This window comes from Methylacidimicrobium sp. AP8, assembly GCF_903064525.1.
Taxonomy (GTDB): Bacteria; Verrucomicrobiota; Verrucomicrobiia; order Methylacidiphilales; family Methylacidiphilaceae; genus Methylacidimicrobium.
The window spans coordinates 90,723-109,747 of the sequence record NZ_LR797830.1; the positions used below are offsets into that span (position 1 = coordinate 90,723).

General features: G+C 66.3%; 15 protein-coding genes and 1 pseudogene. 6 read left to right on the top strand and 10 right to left on the bottom strand.

Going from position 1 to position 19,025, the window contains the following annotated elements:
- Positions 1–2: 2 nt before the first annotated feature.
- On the bottom strand, positions 3–1,697 hold the full coding sequence (gene recN / locus MTHMO_RS00400) for a DNA repair protein RecN (protein ID WP_202213029.1): 1,695 nt from the start codon (positions 1,695–1,697) through the stop codon (positions 3–5).
- A gap of 15 nt (positions 1,698–1,712) precedes the next feature.
- Positions 1,713–2,798: pseudogene (prfB, locus tag MTHMO_RS00405) on the bottom strand (peptide chain release factor 2); the annotation flags it as partial.
- 152 nt (positions 2,799–2,950) lie between these two features.
- On the opposite strand from prfB, the gene MTHMO_RS00410 reads away from it, so the two are divergent.
- The 4 genes from MTHMO_RS00410 to MTHMO_RS00425 are packed head-to-tail and all read left to right on the top strand — an operon-like array spanning position 2,951 to position 6,140.
- Positions 2,951–4,135, top strand: coding sequence for a molybdopterin molybdotransferase MoeA (locus MTHMO_RS00410; RefSeq protein ID WP_202213030.1), 1,185 nt, complete (start codon positions 2,951–2,953; stop codon positions 4,133–4,135).
- Positions 4,132–4,626: a cyclic pyranopterin monophosphate synthase MoaC gene (gene moaC, locus MTHMO_RS00415; protein WP_202213031.1), complete on the top strand. Its 495-nt coding sequence runs from the start codon at positions 4,132–4,134 to the stop codon at positions 4,624–4,626. Before MTHMO_RS00410 ends, moaC begins: the two co-directional genes overlap by 4 nt.
- Entirely contained in the window at positions 4,623–5,120 is a 498-nt protein-coding gene (gene mog, locus MTHMO_RS00420) for a molybdopterin adenylyltransferase (RefSeq protein ID WP_202213032.1), read from the top strand. Before moaC ends, mog begins: the two co-directional genes overlap by 4 nt.
- Before the next feature lie 57 nt (positions 5,121–5,177).
- Positions 5,178–6,140, top strand: a complete 963-nt coding sequence (locus MTHMO_RS00425) for an NADPH:quinone reductase (RefSeq protein ID WP_202213033.1) — start codon at positions 5,178–5,180, stop codon at positions 6,138–6,140.
- Positions 6,141–6,167: 27 nt separating this feature from the next.
- Here the strand turns inward: MTHMO_RS00425 and MTHMO_RS00430 are convergent, their stop codons facing one another.
- The 4 genes from MTHMO_RS00430 to MTHMO_RS00445 form a co-directional block, all read right to left on the bottom strand.
- The gene (locus MTHMO_RS00430; RefSeq protein WP_202213035.1) at positions 6,168–7,322 is read right to left on the bottom strand and encodes a Re/Si-specific NAD(P)(+) transhydrogenase subunit alpha; all 1,155 of its coding nucleotides are present in this window, start codon (positions 7,320–7,322) and stop codon (positions 6,168–6,170) included.
- A 64-nt stretch (positions 7,323–7,386) separates the two neighbouring features.
- A complete protein-coding gene (locus tag MTHMO_RS00435; RefSeq protein ID WP_202213036.1) occupies positions 7,387–8,730 on the bottom strand; it encodes an MFS transporter in 1,344 nt (447 codons plus the stop codon).
- A 21-nt stretch (positions 8,731–8,751) separates the two neighbouring features.
- Positions 8,752–9,723, bottom strand: a complete 972-nt coding sequence (locus tag MTHMO_RS00440) for a deoxyhypusine synthase family protein (RefSeq protein ID WP_202213037.1) — start codon at positions 9,721–9,723, stop codon at positions 8,752–8,754.
- Positions 9,724–9,820: 97 nt separating this feature from the next.
- Positions 9,821–10,456 (bottom strand): MarC family protein, encoded by a 636-nt coding sequence (locus tag MTHMO_RS00445; protein WP_202213038.1) that lies wholly within the window; start codon positions 10,454–10,456, stop codon positions 9,821–9,823.
- 161 nt (positions 10,457–10,617) lie between these two features.
- Here MTHMO_RS00445 and hpnE point away from each other — a divergent pair, with 161 nt between their 5' ends.
- Both hpnE and MTHMO_RS00455 read left to right on the top strand, forming a co-directional pair.
- Positions 10,618–12,873 (top strand): hydroxysqualene dehydroxylase HpnE, encoded by a 2,256-nt coding sequence (hpnE, locus tag MTHMO_RS00450; protein WP_202213039.1) that lies wholly within the window; start codon positions 10,618–10,620, stop codon positions 12,871–12,873.
- On the top strand, positions 12,870–13,430 hold the full coding sequence (locus MTHMO_RS00455) for a hypothetical protein (RefSeq protein WP_202213040.1): 561 nt from the start codon (positions 12,870–12,872) through the stop codon (positions 13,428–13,430). The genes hpnE and MTHMO_RS00455 overlap by 4 nt, the downstream gene beginning before the upstream one ends.
- A gap of 46 nt (positions 13,431–13,476) precedes the next feature.
- On the opposite strand, the gene MTHMO_RS00460 is transcribed toward MTHMO_RS00455, so the two are convergent.
- From MTHMO_RS00460 to MTHMO_RS00475, 4 genes are all read right to left on the bottom strand, one after another.
- On the bottom strand, positions 13,477–16,326 hold the full coding sequence (locus MTHMO_RS00460) for a TonB-dependent siderophore receptor (RefSeq protein ID WP_237394663.1): 2,850 nt from the start codon (positions 16,324–16,326) through the stop codon (positions 13,477–13,479).
- A gap of 39 nt (positions 16,327–16,365) precedes the next feature.
- Entirely contained in the window at positions 16,366–17,094 is a 729-nt protein-coding gene (locus MTHMO_RS00465; RefSeq protein WP_202213041.1) for an energy transducer TonB, read from the bottom strand.
- Between the two features lie 202 nt (positions 17,095–17,296).
- Positions 17,297–18,262, bottom strand: a complete 966-nt coding sequence (locus MTHMO_RS00470) for a HAMP domain-containing sensor histidine kinase (protein ID WP_202213042.1) — start codon at positions 18,260–18,262, stop codon at positions 17,297–17,299.
- On the bottom strand, positions 18,259–18,948 hold the full coding sequence (locus MTHMO_RS00475) for a response regulator transcription factor (RefSeq protein WP_202213043.1): 690 nt from the start codon (positions 18,946–18,948) through the stop codon (positions 18,259–18,261). The genes MTHMO_RS00470 and MTHMO_RS00475 overlap by 4 nt, the downstream gene beginning before the upstream one ends.
- Positions 18,949–19,025: the final 77 nt, after the last annotated feature.

Sequence of the window (19,025 nt, forward strand, 5' to 3'; positions counted from 1 at the left end):
GGTCACCCCGCCTTTCCGGGGGATCCCGCTCGCGGAGCTGCCGAAAGCATGCGGTCGGCCAGCGCCAGCGATTCCTCGCTCTTTCCTCCCAGCATGCGCGCCAGCTCCTCCCTCCTTCGCGACTCGTCGAGGCGCTCGAGCCGGATCCGGGTTTCGGTTTCGGACTGTTCTTTGCGGACGCAAAAATGGCGATCGCCTTGAGCGGCGACCGGGGCGAGGTGGGTGACGCAGATGACTTGATGGTGCGTTCCCAGGTTGCGCAGATGGCTGCCTACCTTCCAAGCGGTTTCGCCTGCCACGTTCGAGTCGATCTCGTCGAAAACGAGGATCGGAACCCGGTCGACCGCCGCGAGGACCGTCTTGACGGCAAGCATGAGGCGGGCCGTCTCCCCGCTCGATGCAATCTCCCGGAGAGGGAGAGGCGGCTGTCCGGGATTGGCGGCGAAGAGAAACTCCGCTTCCTCCGCGCCTTTTCTGCCCGGTTGCGGACGGGGGATCCAGGCGATCCGGAAGTCCGCGCGCGGAAATCCGAGCTCGGCCAACTCGCGGGAGACCGCCCGGGCGAGCTGCTCGCCCACGCGCCTCCGCTCTTCGCTGAGCCGCCGCTGGGCTTCTCCGAAGCGGCGCTCGAGCTCGGGCCGTATTTCGGCGAGCTCCCGGCGCCGCCGCAGCTCCTCCTCTTCCTCGGCCAGTTCCCGTTCGGCGGTTTGCAGCGTGCGGAGGACGTCGGAGAGGGAGGGGCCGTACTTCCGCTTCAAGCTTTCCAGGAGGCTCCGCCGTGCTTCCAGGGCGTTGAGCCGTTCCGGGTCGACCTCGAGCCGTTCCCGGTAGTCGATCAGCAGAGCCTCGAGCTCCCGGAGACCGACGGCCGAGGCTTCCAGAAGCTCCTCGGCTTTCGCGGCACCGGGGCCGTCGAGGCTCGCCCAGCCGGCGAGCACACGCCGGGCGCGCGCGACGCGCTCGAGGGCGCCCTGCTCGCCGAATAGGAGTGCGTCGACCTCACCGACCGTCTCGAGCAGCTTCCAGCCGTGCCGCGAAAGCTCAAGCTCCCGGAGGATCTCTTCCTCTTCTTCGAGCCGGATGGCCGCTTGCCCGATCTCCTGAACCGCGTTCCGGCGCAGACGACGGGCGCGTTCCCGTTCCGGATCGGAGAGAATCCTTTCTTGGCTTCTGGCCTCTTCGAGCCGGTCGTAGGCCTCCTCTACGCGACCGACCAGCTCCTCCAAGCCGCCGAAGGCGTCGAGAAGAGAGAGCTGGGTGCTACGCCGGAGGAGGGACTGGTGCTCATGGGGGCCGTGCAGGTCGAGAAGGAGGTCGCCGACCTGCCGCAGGACGGCGGTCGTGGCCGCGCAGCCGTTGAGGAACTGCCGGCCGGAGCCGGAAGGCGAAAGAACTCGTCTTACCAGCAGAACCCCTTCCTCGCAGGGCTGGGCGCCGCTCGATTCCAGGACCGGGTTCAAGGCCGCTGCCGCCGCCTCCTCGAGGTGGAATTCCCCTTCGACCGAGCAGGCTTTGCCGCCGCCCGGAAAGAAGGAGCGGTCCGGCCGGTTCCCCAGGAGAAAGCCCAAGGCCCCGATCAAGAGGGACTTGCCGGCGCCCGTCTCGCCCGTGACGACCGTGAAGCCGGGACCAAGCTCCCATTCGAGGCAGCCGATCAGAGGCAGGTGTTCGACGCGCAGGAACCGGAGCACGATCACCCCACGCGATGCCGGCTAAGGCTCTTCCTCCGCCGCGGAGGAGCGCCGCTTGCCCTGGAGAAAAGCGGAGAGGAAGGAATCGATCTCCCCATCGAGCACCCCTTGCACATCGGAAGTCTCCTCGCCGGTGCGCAGATCGCGCACCAGCTGGTAGGGCTGGAGCACATAGGAGCGGATCTGGCGGCCCCATCCGATTTCTCCCTTCTCCCCGTAAATCCGCTCCTGCTCCGCCCTCCTTCGGTCGAGCTCGATCTCGTAGAGGCGGGAGCGGAGGACGCGGAGGGCCGTGGCGCGGTTTTGGAGCTGGGAGCGCTGGTTCTGGCAGGTGACGACGATCCCGGAAGGCAGATGGGTGATCCGCACGGCGGAATCGGTCGTGTTGACCCCCTGCCCGCCATGGCCGCCCGATCGGAAGACATCGATGCGCAAATCGGAGGGGGAGATCTCGATCGTGACTTCGTCATCGACCTCGGCGACGACGTCGACCGAAGCAAAGCTGGTCTGCCGCTTTCCCTGAGCGTTGAAGGGAGAGATCCGAACCAAGCGATGAACCCCCCGCTCGCCTTTGAGATATCCGTACGCATAGGAGCCGGCGATCAAGGCCGTGGCCGCCTTCACCCCGGCCTCCTCCCCGGCGAGAAGATCGAGGATTTCGAACTGAAAGCCGTGGCGCTCGGCATAGCGCTGGTACATACGAAGCAGCATCGCAGCCCAATCGCAGGCCTCGGTCCCTCCGGCTCCCGCGTGGATGCCCAGGATCGCGTTTTTGGCGTCGAGCGGGTCGGCCAGCAGGAGCCGAAGCTCCGCTTCAGCGAAGAAGGACTCCGTTTCGGAGATCTCACGATCCAGCTCATCCTGGAGCGATGGATCGGGATTCTCGGCCAGGAGCTCCTCGAGCGCACGGAGGTCCGCCATCCGCCGCTCGAGAGCGGCTAGATCCTGCAGCCGCGCTCGGACTTCCTTGCTGCGGGCGATCGTCTTTTCCGCTTCTTGCCGGTCGGCCCAGAATCCGAGGGAAGCCATGCGCTCCTCGAGCTGCTTCCGTTCCGCAAGCAGGCGATCGGCGTCAAAGAAACCTCCGCAGCTCGCGGAGGCGCGCTTCGAACACTACCCATCGGGCGGAATTGTTCTTCTTGTCGTCCATGGGCGAAGCATAAGCGTTCCGGCGGGGAGCTGCAAGGGGCGCGGGGACGGACCTCCTCCCACCGTTTCCGCTTGCCTCCGGCGGAAACGGAAGCTCTTCTTCAAGAGCGATGGTGACGGCGGACGAGGGATGGCGCGTCCTGGGAAGCTTGGCGAAACCGGTCGGATCGGAACGGGTCCCCTTGAGACGCCTCTACGGAAGAGTGCTGGCCGAGGAGATCCGGGCGGAGAGCCCGCTTCCCCCATTTTCCCGCTCGCTGGTGGACGGATATGCGGTGCGCGCCGAGGATCTGCCCGGCCCGCTCCCCGTTTGCGGGGCTTCGGAAGCGGGACGGCCCTTTCCCGGAACGTTGCCGCCGGGCTCGGCCGTGCGCGTCCTGACGGGCGCGGTCGTTCCGGAGGGCGCCACGCACGTCGTGATGCAGGAATATGTCGAGCGTGCCGCCGAAGGGATCCGCGTGCTCTCGCCTCTCGGACCCACTAACATCCAGAGGAGTGGAGAGGATGCGCAGCCGGGCCAGCTCCTGCTCAGCCCGGGGAACCGGCTCGGGGCGGGGCAGATCGCCCTCCTGGCGGCCTTAGGGAGAAGCGAGGCCTCGGTTTTCCGGCGGGTACGCGTAGCCCATCTGCTTTCCGGGGATGAGCTGGCTCCCGCGGGCGAGCTTCTTCCGGCGGGGCGGATCCACGACGTCGACGGTCCGATGATAGCCGCTCTCTGCGAAGCTGGGGGCTTCGATCTGGTCGGACAACGGTGGGTGCCGGACGAGCGGGAGGAGATGGAGCGGGCGGTCGAAGAGTGGATCCCCGAGGTTGACGTTCTCGTTCTTTCCGGAGGGCTGGGGCCGGGGGAGACCGACCTCGTGCCCCGGACCCTGTCGGCATTGGGGTGCACGATCCATGTTCAGGGGCTCGCGATTCGGCCGGGCAAGCCGTTCTTGTGCGCCTCGCGGGAAACAACGCTGGTGCTGGGCCTGCCCGGCAACCCGGGCGCCCATCTCGCACTTTTCTGGCTCTTCGTGAAGCCGCTCCTCGAGGCCCTTTGCGGCATGCCTTTTTCCATTCCCTGGCAGACCGGGCGCTTGAACGTCGATCTTGCCGCCGGCCCTCTGGTCCGCGAGACCTTCTGGCCGGTGAGGACGGCGATTCGAGAGGGCGGGGTCTGGCTGGAGCCCCTCCCGTGGACCGGCTCGGCTTCCGTGACGACTCTGGCGCGCGCGCAGGGGTTCGTCCGGCTGCCGAGAGGCCGCGGACCGTTCGCGGCCAAGGAGCTCCTCTCCTTTCTCCCCTTCGCATGACTCCCGCTTCATCCTCTTCCTCCCCGTCCTTCTCTCACCTTGACGATTCCGGGCGGGCCCGGATGGTCCGGGTGACCGAGAAGGCCGACCAGAGGCGCAGGGCGATGGCCGAGGGATTCCTGCGGCTGGCTCCGGAAACGGTCGAAAGGCTCCGTGCGCAGGCGCTGCCCAAGGGGGACGTCCTCACCGTCGCTCAGGTCGCCGGGGTCCTCGGCGCGAAGAAGACGGCGGAACTGATCCCTCTCTGCCATCCGCTCCCCCTCCATCACGTGGAAGTGCGGCTGGTGCCCGAGACGGATCGAATCCGGATCGTGGCGGCTGCGGAAACCGTGGGAAAGACCGGGGTGGAAATGGAGGCGCTGACGGCGGTCGCCGTGGCGGCTTTGACTCTGTACGACATGTGCAAGGCGGTCGACAAGGGGATGTCGATCGAGGGGGTGCGGCTCTTGGAAAAAGAGAAGGAGCCGGTGGCGGGCAAAGAGGAATCATGAAGGTCGGGCGGGTTACCTTGAGCGATCGGGCCCATGCGGGGGTCTACGAGGATCGGAGCGGCCCCGAGATCGAGCGGATGGTCGAGGAGATCTTCGCCGAGCCGATCGAATTCGTGCGGATCCTGCTTCCGGACGAGGAGGACGCGATCGTCGAGGCGCTTCGTCGCCTTGCGGACCGGGAAGAGTGCGCGCTGGCCCTGACCACGGGGGGCACCGGCCCGGCTCCCCGCGACGTGACGCCGGAGGCGACACGGCGGGTGCTGCAAAAGGAGCTGCCGGGATTCGGCGAGATCATGCGGTCTCGCTCGTTCGCCCGGGTCCCGACGGCGATTCTCTCTCGGGCGACCGCGGGCATTCGCGGCCGCTGCTTGATCGTCAATCTGCCGGGTCGACCGTCGGCCGTCCGCGACTGCCTCGAGCTCCTGGGACCGGCGATCGCCGAATGCCTCGACCATATCCGGGGCTTCCGCCCTAGGCTGCGGGAGCGGAAGTAGCGGCGGAGGGAAAACCCCGGCCGGAGGAGCCGGTGCGCTCAACGGAAGGCAAAGGAGATGAAGGCCATTCGTGTGCATGAATTTGGCGATCCGGAGGTGATGCGGTGCGAGGAGGTGCCGGATCCGGAGCCGGGACCGGGCCAGCTGCTGCTTCGCATCCGGGCCGCCGGGGTGAACCCGATCGACGCCTATATCCGTGCGGGCCGTTATGGGTCGCTGCCGCCTCTTCCCTATACTCCCGGGCTGGATGCCGCCGGCGTGATCGAGAGGGTGGGAGAAGGCGTGTCGATCCGAAAGGCGGGCGAGCGGGTCTATGTCGGGGGCAGCATCACCGGGACCTACGCGGAGTGGGCGCTCTGCGCCGAAAAGCAAGCCGGGCTTCTTCCCGAGTCGATCTCCTTCGCCCAGGGTGCGGGAGTCTACGTTCCCTATGTGACCGCCTACCGGGCTCTCTTTCAAAAGGCCGAGGCGATGCCGTCCGAGACGGTCTTCATCCACGGGGGGAGCGGTGCCGTGGGCCTGGCCGCGATCCAGTTGGCCGTCGCCGCCGGCTGCCGGGTTGCAGCATCGGCGGGGACCGAGGAGGGGCGCCGGCTCGCGAGGAAGCAAGGAGCCGAGCTGGTCGTCGACCACTGCTCGGAAGCGCACGGAGCGGAGGTGCTCGCCTGGACCGGAGGAGCAGGGGTCGCGGTTCTCTTGGAAATGCTGGCCAACGTCAACCTCGGCCGCGATCTGGATCTCCTTGCGGTGGGGGGGCGGGCCGTCGTGATCGGTTCCCGGGGCTCTGTCGAGATCGATCCCCGCGCCATCCTCTCCCGGGAGGCTCGCGTTCTCGGGGTTTCCCTCTTTCGCGCCTCGGACGAGGAGATCGCCACCGCGCGCTCGGCCGTCGAAGCCGGGCTGGCCAACGGAACGCTTCGGCCGATCGTGCGCGAGGAGCTGCCGCTAGCGCAGGCGCCCGTGGCGCACCGGCGGGTGATGGAGCCGGGAGCCTTGGGCAAGATCGTCCTGATCCCCTGAAGATCGCCCGGAGGGCCGCTAGGTTATTTATCCGGCCGCCGCCGGCTGCCGGACGGCCTCGCTCGCCTGGCGAACGGCTTCGTGGACGATCTTCCCGTCCCGGCAGACTAACGTCTGCTGGAAGATGGGATCCTCGAGGTCGATCTCCATCGCCCCGTTCTTCACCAGGAGGGAGAGAAAGGCTTGGAGGTTCTTCGCATAGAAGAGGCTCGCCTGCGGTGCCAGCGCCGAGGCCGGATGGAGGGGGCCGTGCACGATGACTCCGGAGCGAACGACGGTTTGGCCCGGCTCCGTCAGCTCGCAGTTGCCGCCCTGCTCCGCGGCTAGGTCGACGATCACCGACCCGGGCCGCATCCCCTCTACGGCTTCCTTGGAAATGAGGAGGGGAGCGCGCTTCCCCGGAATGAGGGCGGTGGTGACGACGACGTCGGCCTTTTGGCATTGCGCGGCGATCAGCTCGCGCTGGCGGCGCAGAAACTCTTCGGATTGGGCCTTGGCATAGCCCGAGGTGTCCTCCGCCTTTTCCCGCTCCATCTCGAGCCCGATAAATCGGGCCCCCAGGCTTTCGACCTGCTCCTTGGCCACCGGGCGGACGTCGTGGGCTTCGACGGTGGCCCCGAGCCGCCGGGCCGTCGCAATTGCCTGCAGTCCGGCGACACCGGCTCCGATGATGAAGACGCGTGCCGGGGGGATCGTCCCGGCGGGGGTCATGAGCATCGGGAAGAAGCGGGGCAGCGAAGAGGCGGCCAGAACGATGGCCCTATAGCCCGCCACCGTGCTCTGCGAGCTGAGCACGTCCATCGACTGGGCGCGGCTGATCCGGGGAAGCAGATCCAAGGCGAAGACCGTCAATCCCTTGCGGGCCATCTCCGCAACGAGCGGAAGGCGGGACAACGGGTAAAGAAGAGAAACGACCGTCGCACCGGGTGTGAGCGCCTCGATGTCCGACGAGGAGGGAGCATGAAGTTGACAGAGAATTTGGGCTTGGCGGAGCACATCGTTGCGGCTGGCCAGGCGCGCCCCTCGTTCGGAATAGGCCCGGTCGGGAAAGCCCGCTCCCTCGCCCGCTCCCGCTTCGAGCAGGACTTCGAAGCCCAGCTTCTTCAGGGCGGGGATTCCCTCCGGGACAAAAGAGACCCGGTTTTCCCCCGGCAAGGTTTCACGGCAGGTGGCCAAGATCATGTGGTCGGTCTTTTCCCGCGACAAACGGCGATGCTAGCTTTATAGGATGTCGCCTTTCCGGGAATCAAGGGAGCAAAAAGAGTTTTCGCAGGGTTCGAGAGGCCGGCGCAGGGAGTCGCCGATCATCGCCCGGGCGGCGAACCGGAGGCCTGCTGTCCGGAAGCCGGATCAGGAAGAAGAGACCGGCGGCTATGAGCAGGCTCAAGCAGAGGAAGACGACGGCGTAGCCGTCGACTTCCCAAGGGCCGATCGAGCGCTTCTCTCCCGGAAAGGCGGCGAGGACCCCTCCCCATAGGATCGGACCCGCTCCCAAAGCCAGGCTGTTGACCACGCTGAAGCGGGCGAAATACCGGCTGCGACCCTCGCCGGGAGCCAGCCGCATCGCCTGGTGGACGTTTCCGACTGGAAAACAGGCGAAGCCGATGCCCCAGGAGACGATCAGGATCGCTAGAGGGATCGGATCGGGGGCGAGCCGCCGCGCGGCGATCGCGGCCCAGAGGCTAAAACAGATCATCATGGCGAAAGCCGATGCAATGAGCACCGGACGGCTGCCGAACCGGTCGACCCGGTTGCGCAAGAAAGCGAGGCTGAGGAGAACCACACCCGTCTGGGCCGCTAAGAGGCCGAAGACGCCCGCGGGGTCCCAGCGGTACGCTCCTTCCAGGAGAGGAACCCAGAAGACCGCTCCCGCCGCCAGAGAGCTTGCCGTCAACGCGTTGAAGGCGAAGAAAGCCGGCAACCCGGTTCTTGGCGAAAATGTCGGGGCGCCGATCGGATCCGCCCGGTCAGCGGCCGGAACCGGAACGTCGGGCACTTTCCGGAGAAACCAAAGGCTGACGACCCCGGCTGCGAAGCTTCCCCAGAAGGTCCAGGAGAAGGTCGCCGCCGAGGGATGGCCGCGAAAGAGAAGGAAGGAGCCGGTCAGGATCAGCAGATTGGCGGCGGCCGAGAAAAAAAGATCCCGAGCCAGATACCATCCCCGCAGGCCTTCCGGCACCAGAGATGCCATCCAAGGGAGGAATCCGCAGAGGGAGGCTCCTCGGGAGGCGTTGTACCCGAGGAGCAAGAGAAGCATCGCCGCCATGGCGGCTTCGCGGCCGATGCAGGGAATCACCCATGGGACCAGAGCCATCCCGGCGATGAAACCGGTGCGGAGCGACCATCCTCCCACCACGAGCCGCCGGTAGCCGACCCGGGGCAGGTAACGGGTTGCCGGAATTTGCAGCAGATTGAGCGCGGGACCGAGAGCGGCGACGATGCCGAGCAACCAATCGGAGGCTCCCAGCTCGCGGAAAAAGAGAACCATCGGAACCCCGTTGACGAGGGTGAAGGAAGCCGTGTTGAAGAGCTGGAAGAGGTTGATCCGCAGCACCGTCTTCCGAACGTGGCTGCCGGGGGAGGCTACCATGGGAGAAGCGACCGCCGGGGGCTATCTCCCCAGCACGTAGGCGAAGAGGAGCGGGGCGACGATCGTGGCGTCGGATTCGATCACGAACTTGGGGGTGGAGGCGGCCAGCTTCCCCCAGGTGATCTTCTCGTTCGGAGCCGCTCCGGAGTAGGATCCGTAGCTCGTCGTCGAGTCGCTGATCTGGCAGAAATACCCCCAGTAGGGGACATTCTCCTCCTGCATGTCCTGGTGGAGCATCGGCACCACACAGATGGGGAAGTCGCCGGCGATTCCGCCGCCGATCTGAAAAAAGCCGAGGGAATGGCGCGCGGAGGTCCGCTGATAAAAATTCGCCAGCTCCATCATGTACTCGATGCCGCCGCGGACCGTCCGGGGATCTCGGATCTTGCCGCGCAGGCAGTGGCCGGCATACATGTTGCCCAGGGTCGAGTCTTCCCACCCGGGAACTACGAGGAAGATCTCCTTCTCCATCGCGGCCAGCAGCCAGCTGTCCTTCGGATCGATTTGAAAGAACGGCTGCAGTCGGCCGGAGCGGAGGACGTTCCAGAGAAACTCATGCGGGAAGAGTCGTTCTCCTTGCTGATCGGCGCGCACCCACTCCTCGAGAACGGCGGCCTCGATCCGGCGCATCGCTTCCTCTTCCGGGATGCAGGTGTCGGTGACCCGGTTGAGGTGGCGCCGGTAGAGGGCCTCCTCGTCGGCGGCGGTAAGCTCCCGGTAGTGCGGGACCCGGACGTAGGAATCGTGGGCTACAAGGTTGAAGAGATCTTCCTCAAGGTTGGCTCCGGTGCAGGAGATCGCGTGGATCTTATCCTGCCGGATCATCTCCGCGAGCGAGATCCCGAGCTCGGCCGTGCTCATGGCCCCGCCCAAGGCGATCAGCATCTTTCCGCCCTGGGCAAGGTGGGCCCGGTAGGCGCGGGCGGCGTCGACGAGAGCCGCAGCGTTGAAATGGCGGAATTCCCGGTCGAGGAATTCGGAAATCTGGCCCATCGGAATCCTGGAAAATCCGCATGCCCCGGACACGAGGCCCGCGCGGATCGGTTGATTATTACTTTCGAGGCGCCGGAAAACGCAAGTCTTCGGTCATCTAACCCTTCGACCCGATCGCGGCGCGGATGCCGTTGAGGAGGAACTGGACGGCGAAGGCGGCCAGAAAGAGCCCCATGAGGCGGGTCGTCACTCGAAACGCCTTGGGACCCAATAGAGCGTTCCCCGCCCTGGCCGCCCAATGGAACAGGAAGTAGGTGAGGGAGAGCACGATGCCGACGATCAGGAAAACGACGGCCTTTTCCATCGGGCTGCGCGCCCGCTCGGCCAAGAGGACCACGGTCGAGATGGCGCCGGGACCGGCAAGGAGCGGGATCGCCAGAGGACTGACGGCGACGTCTTCGCCCTTCGGGCCGGGGACCTTGTCTTCGCCGCTTTCCTGAATAGCCGACCGCTGGGCCATCAGCATGTCGTGGGCCATCGAAAGAAGGATGAGACCTCCGGCGATTTGAAAGGCCGGCAGAGTGATGCCCAGGAAGCGGAAGAGGACCTGGCCCGCAAGCGCAAAGAAGAAGAGGATGGCGGCGGCGAGCGCGCAGGCCAGGCGTGCCGAAAGGATCTGTTCCCGGAAGTCGTGCCGGGAGGTCAACGCCAGAAAGGTGGGGAGCGCGGCGATCGGGTCGACCGAAAGGAACAGGGAGGAGAACGCGAGCATCGCGAATTGGAGAAGATCCATCTCTCCTGCTGTTGGTGAAAGGACAGGTGGTCGGCGTCAAGCGGGAAAACCGGAGCCGGCCGGCTTTTCCGTGCCCGCGCGATGGGAAGCGAGCGGAAAATCCGTTCTCGGCATTTCCTCGGGAATCGATAATAAGGAAGGCGCGGAAAGAGACGGGACGCATGGAAACGGAGACGGGGCGCGTGCTTACGGCGCGCAGCGGATCGAATCTCGCCGCTGCGTTCTTCTGCTTGCCGCGGGAGAGGCGGCAGGCAATGGCCGTCTTCTACGGGTTCTGCCGGGTGGTGGACGACGTGGCCGATTCCTCGTCCCTCTCGCTTGTCGAAAAGCAGGAGGGGATCGCGTTTTGGCGGGCCGAGATCGATCGGGCATACCGGGGAACGCCACGCTCCACGCTCGGCAAGGAGCTGGCGCCGGTCGTTCGGCGGTACCGGGTCGCCCGGGAGCTGCTCGAGGAGGTGGTCAACGGCGTCGAGATGGACCTGCGGCAGAGCCGATACCGGACATTTGCCGAGCTTGCGGTCTACTGCCGGCGGGTCGCCGGTGCTGTGGGACTGGTCAGCATCGAGATCTTCGGCTGCCGGAGGCCCGAGAGCCGCTGCTACGCCGAGGACCTGGGGATGGCCTTTCAGCTCACCAACATTCTGCGGGACATCCGGAAGGATGCCGCCGCCGGCAGGGTATACCTGCCGGAAGAGGAGCTCGCCGAGTTCGGGCTCGGACTCGAGGATGTCCTTCAGGGCCGGTGGAGTCCGCGGATGCGGGATCTCTGCCTCTTCCAATGCCTGCGGGCCGAGCACTACTTCGCTCGCTCGCGCCGGTGGATCCATCCCGAGGATCGGAGGAAGCTGGTCGCCTCCGAAGCGATGCGCGCGGTCTACAAGGCGATCCTCGATAAGATCCGCAAGGCGGATTTCCGGATTTTCTCCGGGGCGGGCCGGATGGGAAGGCTTGAGCGCGCCCTCCGAATGGCGGCCGCACTCCTTGCTTTCGCCCGGGACCGGCAGCTTCCCTGGAATCCGCCGCGGCAAGTGGTCATCCTCGGCGCCGGGCTGGCCGGGATGGCGGCGGCGGTGGAGGCGACCTTGGCGGGCGATCGGGTCATGCTTCGGGAGGCGCGGGCGGAAGCCGGAGGGCGGGCGGGCAGCTTCGTCGAGGTCAAGACCGGGGAGAAGCTCGACACCGGACAGCACCTGCTGATGGGGTGCTACCGGGAGACTCTCCGGTTGCTCCGCACTCTGGGCGCGGAGCGGAAGCTGCTCTGGATCGAGCCGCTGCGGATTCCCTTTCGCAGTGCCCGGGGAACGAGCCTACTGGCGGCTTGGCCTCTTCCCGCCCCCTGGCATCTGTTGGGGGCCTTGATCGGCTATCGGGAGATTGCTTGGAGCGACCGGCTGGCGGCCATCCGGCTGATCGGCTCGCTCATCCTTGGGCGCGAGCCTCTCGAGGAAGAAACCGCCGAGAGCTGGCTCCGGCGGATGGGGCAGCCGCGAGGGATCGTCCGAGCGCTTTGGGAGCCTCTGTGCCTCGCCGCCTGCAACCAGGAGATCCGCCGCGCGTCCGCCCGCATGCTGGCGATCGTCATCCGCCGGGCGCTCTTGGGGAACCGCAAGGGCTCGGCCCTGATCCTCTGCCGCGGCAATCTCGGCGAGCTTTTGGCGGTCGAGTGCGCCCGGCTTCTCCGTTATTGCGGGGGGAGGCTCGTCTGCCGCTCGCCGGTGAGCCGGCTCGTATTTGCCGGCGACCGGGTGGCGGCGATCGAGGATCGGTCCGGGGAGCGTTGCGAGGTCGATCAGCTGGTGAGCGCCCTTCCGTGGCATTCCCTCCGCTCCCTCCTGCCCGAGGAGAGCCGGCTCCAAAGGATCTGCCGGTCGATCGGAGAGGAAACGATCGTCAATCTCTATCTCTGGACCGATCGGCCGCTCACGGACGAGACGGTGGTCGGCTTTCTCGACTCGACCGTCCATTGGCTCTTTTCGCGCGAAAAGATCCTGGGGAGGGCCTCCCCTTGCGGCCATGCCTACGCGGCGGTGATCAGCGCCGCGCGCTCCTGGAAAGAGCTTTCCCGAGAGGCGGTGGCCGATCGCGTGATGGAAGAGCTCCGCCGGCGGCTGCCGGAAGCCGCCGAGGCTCGGCTCCTCCATTCCTTCCTCTATCGGGCGCACGCGGGCACTCCCTCTTTGGGCCCGGCCGAATGCGCGCGGCGACCCGGGTCCCGGAGCGAATGGCGCAACCTTTGGCTTGCTGGAGATTGGACAAACACCGGTCTCCCCGCCACCATCGAGGGAGCTGTCCAGAGCGGGATTTCTGCGGTTCGGACGATGAACGGAGCGGCGGATGATAAGGTGGCATCGCCTCTGGTATCCGGCGGCGGGTGCGCGATGGAGGAGGCGGGGAAGGAGGGCATGGTCTCATGAGCAGGAGATGGTGGGTGTTCGTCGGCGTGTGCTGGGCCGGTCTGGTCGGGGGGATGGGAAGCTCTCTCCGCGGGGCGGAGGGCGCGGCCGGCTTCGAAGCGGAGTTCCAAAACGTGGGCAGCACTCTTCGGAAGGCCCCGCTTCCGGAGTATCCCGGCCTCGTCGACCAGAGGCTTCGGCCGCTCTTGCGCCGGGTGCGCGCCGCGCTCCTCGAAGAGGGGCCCAAGGCGGAAGCGACGATGCGGGCGGTGCTTTCGGGGGCGAAGGAGCTACTGGCCATCGAGGACGTGGAGGCGGCCATGCTGACCGCCTACGCGGTCTCCGCCAGGCCGGAGCTGGTCGTTCGCGTGCTGCGCGCCCTGCCGGAGGCGGACCGGGAGGAGCTCGCCTTTTACCTCTTCGTCGGAACGTCGAGCTGCGGGGAAGGGGATCCGCGCAAGCCTTCCCTCCTTCGCTTGGAGCTGGCGATGGCGCCCCTGCTCGACGAGCTGATCCTCAAGGCCGACGAGGAAGCCGCCGCCGAGGCGCAAGCCTCGGGAAGCCGTTCCCGCAAATAGCGCCCCCCGTCGCCCGGAGGGGCTTCCGCCGCGCTGCGCGTCGCCGTCAGAAGTTGATCTGGACCGTGCCCTGGATCCAGAAAGGGAGCTGCGCGACGATGTAGTCGTAATTCATGAAGCGTGCATTGCTGAACCCGGGCGCTCCCGGCAGCCAATACTGCTCATTGGTTAGGTTGTAGATGTAGAGGCTCGCTTCCCACCGCTTAGTGGCGTAGAAGAGGCGGGCGTTGAGGGTGTACCAGGTGGGAATCCGGGTGGAATAGGTGTAGAAGATAAAATTTCCGCTCTCCGTGTTCCCCCAGAGGGAGATGCCGAAGCCGTTGTCGAACTTGTAGGTCGCCATCAGGTTGCCGTAGTTGGTCGGAAAGCCGATGAACGGATAGTTGGCCGGAGGGAGGTTGACCATCGGATCGACGGGCAGGCCGTACTGGCGGGCGACCGAGGTCGAGTAGGGCTGCTCCGCCAAGGGTCCTTGCGGGAGGCCTGCCCACTGCTCCTGCGCGGCGATGTAAGCGTAGCCGAAGTTGAGCCAAAAGTTCCGGTTGGGCTGGTAGCTGCCGGTGAGCTGGATCCCTTGGATGTCCGCTTGGGCCGTGGCGATCGGCCCCCCGGGGATGACCTGTGCGGGGATGTAGCCGCTCTGCATGTAGGCGGAGAAGCCGAGGAAGAGCCGGTCGTGCAGGAGGTCGAGCTTCGTTCCCAGCTCGTAGAGAAAGTTGTTTTGATGGTAGTAGTCGGAGGGATAGGAGGGCCCGAAGCTCCCGAACTGGCTCAATAGGGTAGTCTGTCCGTAGAAGAAGGTGAAGTAGTTGGTCATCCACGGGAAGAGCTTATAGCTGGGGCTGATCGAGACCTCGGGCTGGACGATGCTCATCGAGGTCGGCGTCAAAGGCGGAAGTCCGAGCGCGGGGGCCGCGGCCGAAATCTCGGCCGGAGTCCCCGGCGGCGGGGAAGCTTCGATGAAGTAGGCGTTCATCCGGCCCGAGAGCAGGAGGCTCCACTGGTCGGTGAAGTCGAGCTTGTGCTGGTAGAAGGGCGAGACCTCGTAAAAGGTGTCGGCGGTCGACAAGTAGTTGAAGACGTTGTAGTAGGCGCCCGGGTAGCCGGGGACCGGAATATCGGTAAGATACGGGTTCTGGTAAATCGGGCCGATCGCCTGGGCGAAGGAGACCAGCGGGGAAAATTCCCTCGCGGTGAGCGGCTGGGTCAGGTTCCAGATGTTGATCGGCGAGTGCCAGACGCCGGAATACTCGGTGTCGCTGAAATAGCGAAACTCGAGGCCCGCATCGATCATGTGGTGGAGCTTCCATCCGCCGCCGGACGCTCCTTCCGCGGTCTGGTCTAAGGAGGGAGCGGGCTTCTTTCCCTTCCCGATCGGAGTGTCGAAAGAGGCGCGTAGCTCGAGGCGATCGTCGAAGTCGTAGCCCGCCGGCAGCACGGCCCAGAAGGTGGACGGAATCGCCTGATCGATAAAGGTGCTGAAATATTCGAACATCGAGTTGTTCACGAGCGAGAGGTTGTCGTCGATCTTGAGCGTTTCGATCGCCTGGGCGACATAGTAGAGCTGCTGGGTCGAGTTCTCGGAGTTGGCGAAGAGGTTCGTCCGGCGGCTGATCGGCACCTGCGGTCCCCAGTTCATCGCGTAGCCGGCGCCGGGCGGGGCGGTGCCCAGCCCCGGGTGCAGGACGCCCGGGGGGCCGTACCAGCCGACTAGGGAGCCGGTCTGATAAAGGCCGTCGCTGATCAGGGCCTGGTCGGGGCGGTTGAGCCCGGCGACCGTGTTAAGGTGGTTGACGTCGAACTCGGTGTTGAAGTCAATCGAGAGGTTGTCGTAGGGCTTGGCGGAGAGGGCGAGGTAGGCGCACTGGCGCTGGAGGTAGGCACCGTCATAGTAGTTGTAAGGAGCGTAGCCGTCCTGTCCGAAGTAATCGACGCGGTAGGCGAGCTTGTCCTTGAGGATGGGCCCTCCGATGTCGATGTTCCAGAAGTTCGTGCTGTACATTCCGCCCGTGTAGCTCGCGCTTCCCCGGAACTGGTCGAAATAGGGCTGCTTGGTGACCTCGTTGGCGAATCCTCCCGCCATCTCCTGGGGGCCGAAGACGATGCTGACCGGCCCGGTGACCACGTCGAGGTTGTCGTAGGCGTTCATGTTCATGAGCGGTCCCCACTGGGCCGACTGGCTGAAGCCGACGAGCATCCCGTTCCGGTAGGCTGTTGCCGGAAGGCCGCGGATGACGGGTTCCGAAACGGGGCTGCCGGTCATCTGCGTCGGATTGACCCCGGGGACGAAGGCGGCCAGATCGTTGACCGACTGGGCGTTGATGGTCTGCATCTCCTCCTTGTTCACTACTTGGACGGTCCGAGGAGTCTCCATGACGCTCATTTCGGGGCCGAGCACCCCGACCGGTTCCTCGGCCGGAACGACCGTCTCGTAGGGAGCGGAGCCTGCGACGGGGACCTCGCCGAGGACCGGGCCGAGCCCGGCGGGCAGCTCCCCTCCCGGTAAGGGGCCCGGCGGAGCCGTGATGGGCGGGGCGGCTTCCGAGGGGGTGCGGTCGGAGCGGCGGCCCCGGGATTCGGAGGTGGCGGCGCCTCGCCGGAAGGCACCGCGGGTTTGCTTCCGGGGCCTCCGGAGCGCTTTCGGCCGGGGTGCCGGGGTGCTCTCCGCCGGTTGGTCGGCGGCCCCGGAAGGTGCTGCCTCCGCGGCGGGAGCGGGGCCGGCGGCAGGGTCGGCGCCTAGGGCCGGAGTCCGGAGCCCGGCGAAGAGGAGGAGCCCGGTAAGGGCGGAGGCCGCAGTTTGCTCGAGGCGGGAGCGGCGCATGGGCGTAGTTAGGGTAAGGCGCGCGTCGGACGGCTTGAGCCTCTCTGTTCCGGAAAGGGCTTCCTTGTCAACCATTCTAAGGGCGGAGGAAGCCCTTCCGGCACGGAGGCTCGGCTACTGAAGGTAAAAGCGCACCGGCACGACCGCCTGCGACTCGACCGGCTTTACGCCCGCCAGGGCGGGGTGAAAGCGCCAATGCTCGACGGCGGTCAAGGCCGACTGATCCAGGTCGGCAAAGCCCGAGCTGCGAACGACCCGCGCCATTTCGACGCTACCGGCGGGCGAGATCTTCACCCAGACGTAGACGATCCCCTGCTCCTTCTTCTGTCGAGCCGTCTCGGGATAGACCGGCGGGGGATTCCGCAAGTAGTCCGGCTGCGCGACCCGGGTCGGCCGGGGCGCGGCGGCAACCGCGGGCGCCGGTTTCGGCGGGGCGGCGGCCTTCTTGGGCTGCGGCTTGCGGACAATGGCCTGCGCCATGTCGCCGGGCTTGCTCGGCTGCGGTTCGACGGGAGCCGGAGGCTGCTTCATCGGCTCCGGAGCGGCCACCAGATCCACCGTCGCCGGCGGGAACGTGGGGGCCGCCGCCGGCTTGATCTTGGGGGTCAGGCTGATTCCCGCTCCCAGGAGCAGCGCCGCATGGAAAACCAGGGAGAGAATCCAGCCTGCGGTCCGCTCGCTCCGTTCGACGGGATCTTCCTCGTACGGAAGGCATGCCGTGGTTTTGCGAGGGGAGGTCTTGGCTGGCTGGGTCGTTTTCGGGGTCGCTCCGCCGCCCAGCAAACTCGAAAGCTTCGCCAGCCGGACGCCTTGGCTCTTCTGCTCTTCTTGGAGAAGGATCATGGCGGGCTCCTTTCCGTTTTCCGCCCGGCGGCGGCTCCCCGGGAGCCGCCGACGACCGGCCGGCGGAGCCCGCGAGAGTCACCCTGGGCGATTTTTCAACCCGCCGTCAGCTTAGGCCATCCCTCTTTAAAAAAGGGGGCGTCCGGAGTTTAAGTTTTCTTCAAGTTGCGAAATCGGAGGGGAAGCCAAGGCCGCCGCCGGTTCACCCGCTAGCCATTTTGGGGAAGATCCGGAGCCGCGCGCAATGCCACTCGCGGCAGAGCCGGTAGGCGGCGCGCATGTTCCCGTGGCTCTGGACGAGCGCGGCCACGATCCGCTTGCCCATACCGAGCCCCGATCGGCCCACGCCGCTGCGCTTGATCCGGTTGCCGACGGCGAGGGTGATGCCGGAGGCGTTGCGGCGGAGGCGGAGGTAAATCGGGCCCCGGCCATGGCGGAGCGCATTGGAGATGAGATTGTAGAGGATCTGCTTGAGATAGGTGCGATCCGCGTCGGCTTCGGCAGGGATCATGCGGGCTTCGATCGTCCGCCCTTCGGCTTCGGCCAACAGGCGGAAGCCTTCCAAGAGCTCTTCCAGGAGCTCGTCGACGCGAAGCCGCTCCCAGCGGAGGACCAAGCCCCCCTTTTCGGCTCGTGCCAGGAGGAGCGCGCGATCGAGGTAATGGCTGAGGCGGTCGAGCTCCGCTTGGATCTGCTCGGAGATCGCGGGATCGACCCGTTCGACCGCCTGCTCCATCCGGAGGCGGGCCATCGTGAGCGGAAGCTTGAGCTCGTGGGCGACCCGTGCCGAAGCACGGTCGGCCTCGGAGAGAGTTTCCTGGACGCGGTCGAGCAGCCGGTTGATCTCCTGCACCAAGGCTTCGATCTCCGGATCCCGCTCATCGACGTGGACTCGCTGCCAGGGGTTTTGCGGGTCGAGCAGGGAAAGTTGGCGGCGGAGCGCCCGGAGCGGCTGCTTGGCCGCGGCCGCTACCAGGAACCCGATCCCTGAGAAGGTGGTGAGCATGGCCAGCGCATAGGCGGCTTCCCACCGGACCATCTCGCGGCGGTGCTCCGCCGATTTCAGGAAACGCGCCTCGCGTGCCGAGGCCACCCAGTGAAAGATGGTGGACACTCCGAGGAATCCCAAGCCGAATACGGCCGTCAGCGTGAGCCACCGGCGGTTCATGGCGCGGGGGACGGCGGGGAGGCGCGCAGCGCAAAGCCGACGCCACGGATCGTCTGGAGCAGCGGGGGCTTTCCGGGCAGGTGGAGCTTCTGGCGCAAGTGGTTGACGTGGACGTTGACCAGCGCGGTTTCCGAATCGAAGCAGCGATCCCAGATCTTTTCGAGGATGAGCGCCTTGCTCACGGGGTTGGGGGCGTGCTCGATCAGGAGCCGCAGGAGCTCGAACTCCCGATTGGTCAGGTCGATCGGCTGATCGCCGCGGGTAACCGATCGCGCTACCAGATCCATCTCGATGTCCTCGAACCGCAGCCGGCTGGTCAAGGTCGGGCTCTGCCGCCGGAGAAGGGCGCGCACGCGCGCGAGCAGCTCCCGGGTCGAGAACGGTTTCCCCAGGTAATCGTCGGCACCCGCGTCCAGTCCGCGTACCCGGTCCTCGACGTCGGCGCGGCCCGTGAGGAAGAGCACCGGCAGCCGCGATCCGGAACGCCGGAGCTGGCGAACCACCGAGATGCCGTCCCGCTCGGGGAGCATGAGGTCGAGGATGAGGAGATCGAAAGGATAGTTCTGGGCCAGCCAGAGCGCCTCTTCCCCGTCCTCGGCCACCTCGGCCGTATACCCCTCGGCCTGGAGAGCCGCCTTCAGGTGCTTCCAGATCTTTCGATCGTCTTCGGCAATCAAGATCCTCATCGTCCCATCCGCGGGGGCGCCTTTCGCCCGCTTAGGCTGCGGAGAACGTCACGGCGTAGGAAAGATCGCCTCGGCAT

Coding starts and splice junctions, on each gene's coding strand:
- MTHMO_RS00410 (WP_202213030.1), top strand. CDS start 2,951: ATGGTGACGGCGGACGAGGGATGGCGCGTCCTGGGAAGCTTGGCGAAA.
- moaC (WP_202213031.1), top strand. CDS start 4,132: ATGACTCCCGCTTCATCCTCTTCCTCCCCGTCCTTCTCTCACCTTGAC.
- mog (WP_202213032.1), top strand. CDS start 4,623: ATGAAGGTCGGGCGGGTTACCTTGAGCGATCGGGCCCATGCGGGGGTC.
- MTHMO_RS00425 (WP_202213033.1), top strand. CDS start 5,178: ATGAAGGCCATTCGTGTGCATGAATTTGGCGATCCGGAGGTGATGCGG.
- MTHMO_RS00430 (WP_202213035.1), bottom strand. CDS start 7,322: ATGATCTTGGCCACCTGCCGTGAAACCTTGCCGGGGGAAAACCGGGTC.
- MTHMO_RS00435 (WP_202213036.1), bottom strand. CDS start 8,730: ATGGTAGCCTCCCCCGGCAGCCACGTTCGGAAGACGGTGCTGCGGATC.
- MTHMO_RS00440 (WP_202213037.1), bottom strand. CDS start 9,723: ATGGGCCAGATTTCCGAATTCCTCGACCGGGAATTCCGCCATTTCAAC.
- MTHMO_RS00445 (WP_202213038.1), bottom strand. CDS start 10,456: ATGGATCTTCTCCAATTCGCGATGCTCGCGTTCTCCTCCCTGTTCCTT.
- hpnE (WP_202213039.1), top strand. CDS start 10,618: ATGGAAACGGAGACGGGGCGCGTGCTTACGGCGCGCAGCGGATCGAAT.
- MTHMO_RS00455 (WP_202213040.1), top strand. CDS start 12,870: ATGAGCAGGAGATGGTGGGTGTTCGTCGGCGTGTGCTGGGCCGGTCTG.
- MTHMO_RS00460 (WP_237394663.1), bottom strand. CDS start 16,326: ATGGTTGACAAGGAAGCCCTTTCCGGAACAGAGAGGCTCAAGCCGTCC.
- MTHMO_RS00465 (WP_202213041.1), bottom strand. CDS start 17,094: ATGATCCTTCTCCAAGAAGAGCAGAAGAGCCAAGGCGTCCGGCTGGCG.
- MTHMO_RS00470 (WP_202213042.1), bottom strand. CDS start 18,262: ATGAACCGCCGGTGGCTCACGCTGACGGCCGTATTCGGCTTGGGATTC.
- MTHMO_RS00475 (WP_202213043.1), bottom strand. CDS start 18,948: ATGAGGATCTTGATTGCCGAAGACGATCGAAAGATCTGGAAGCACCTG.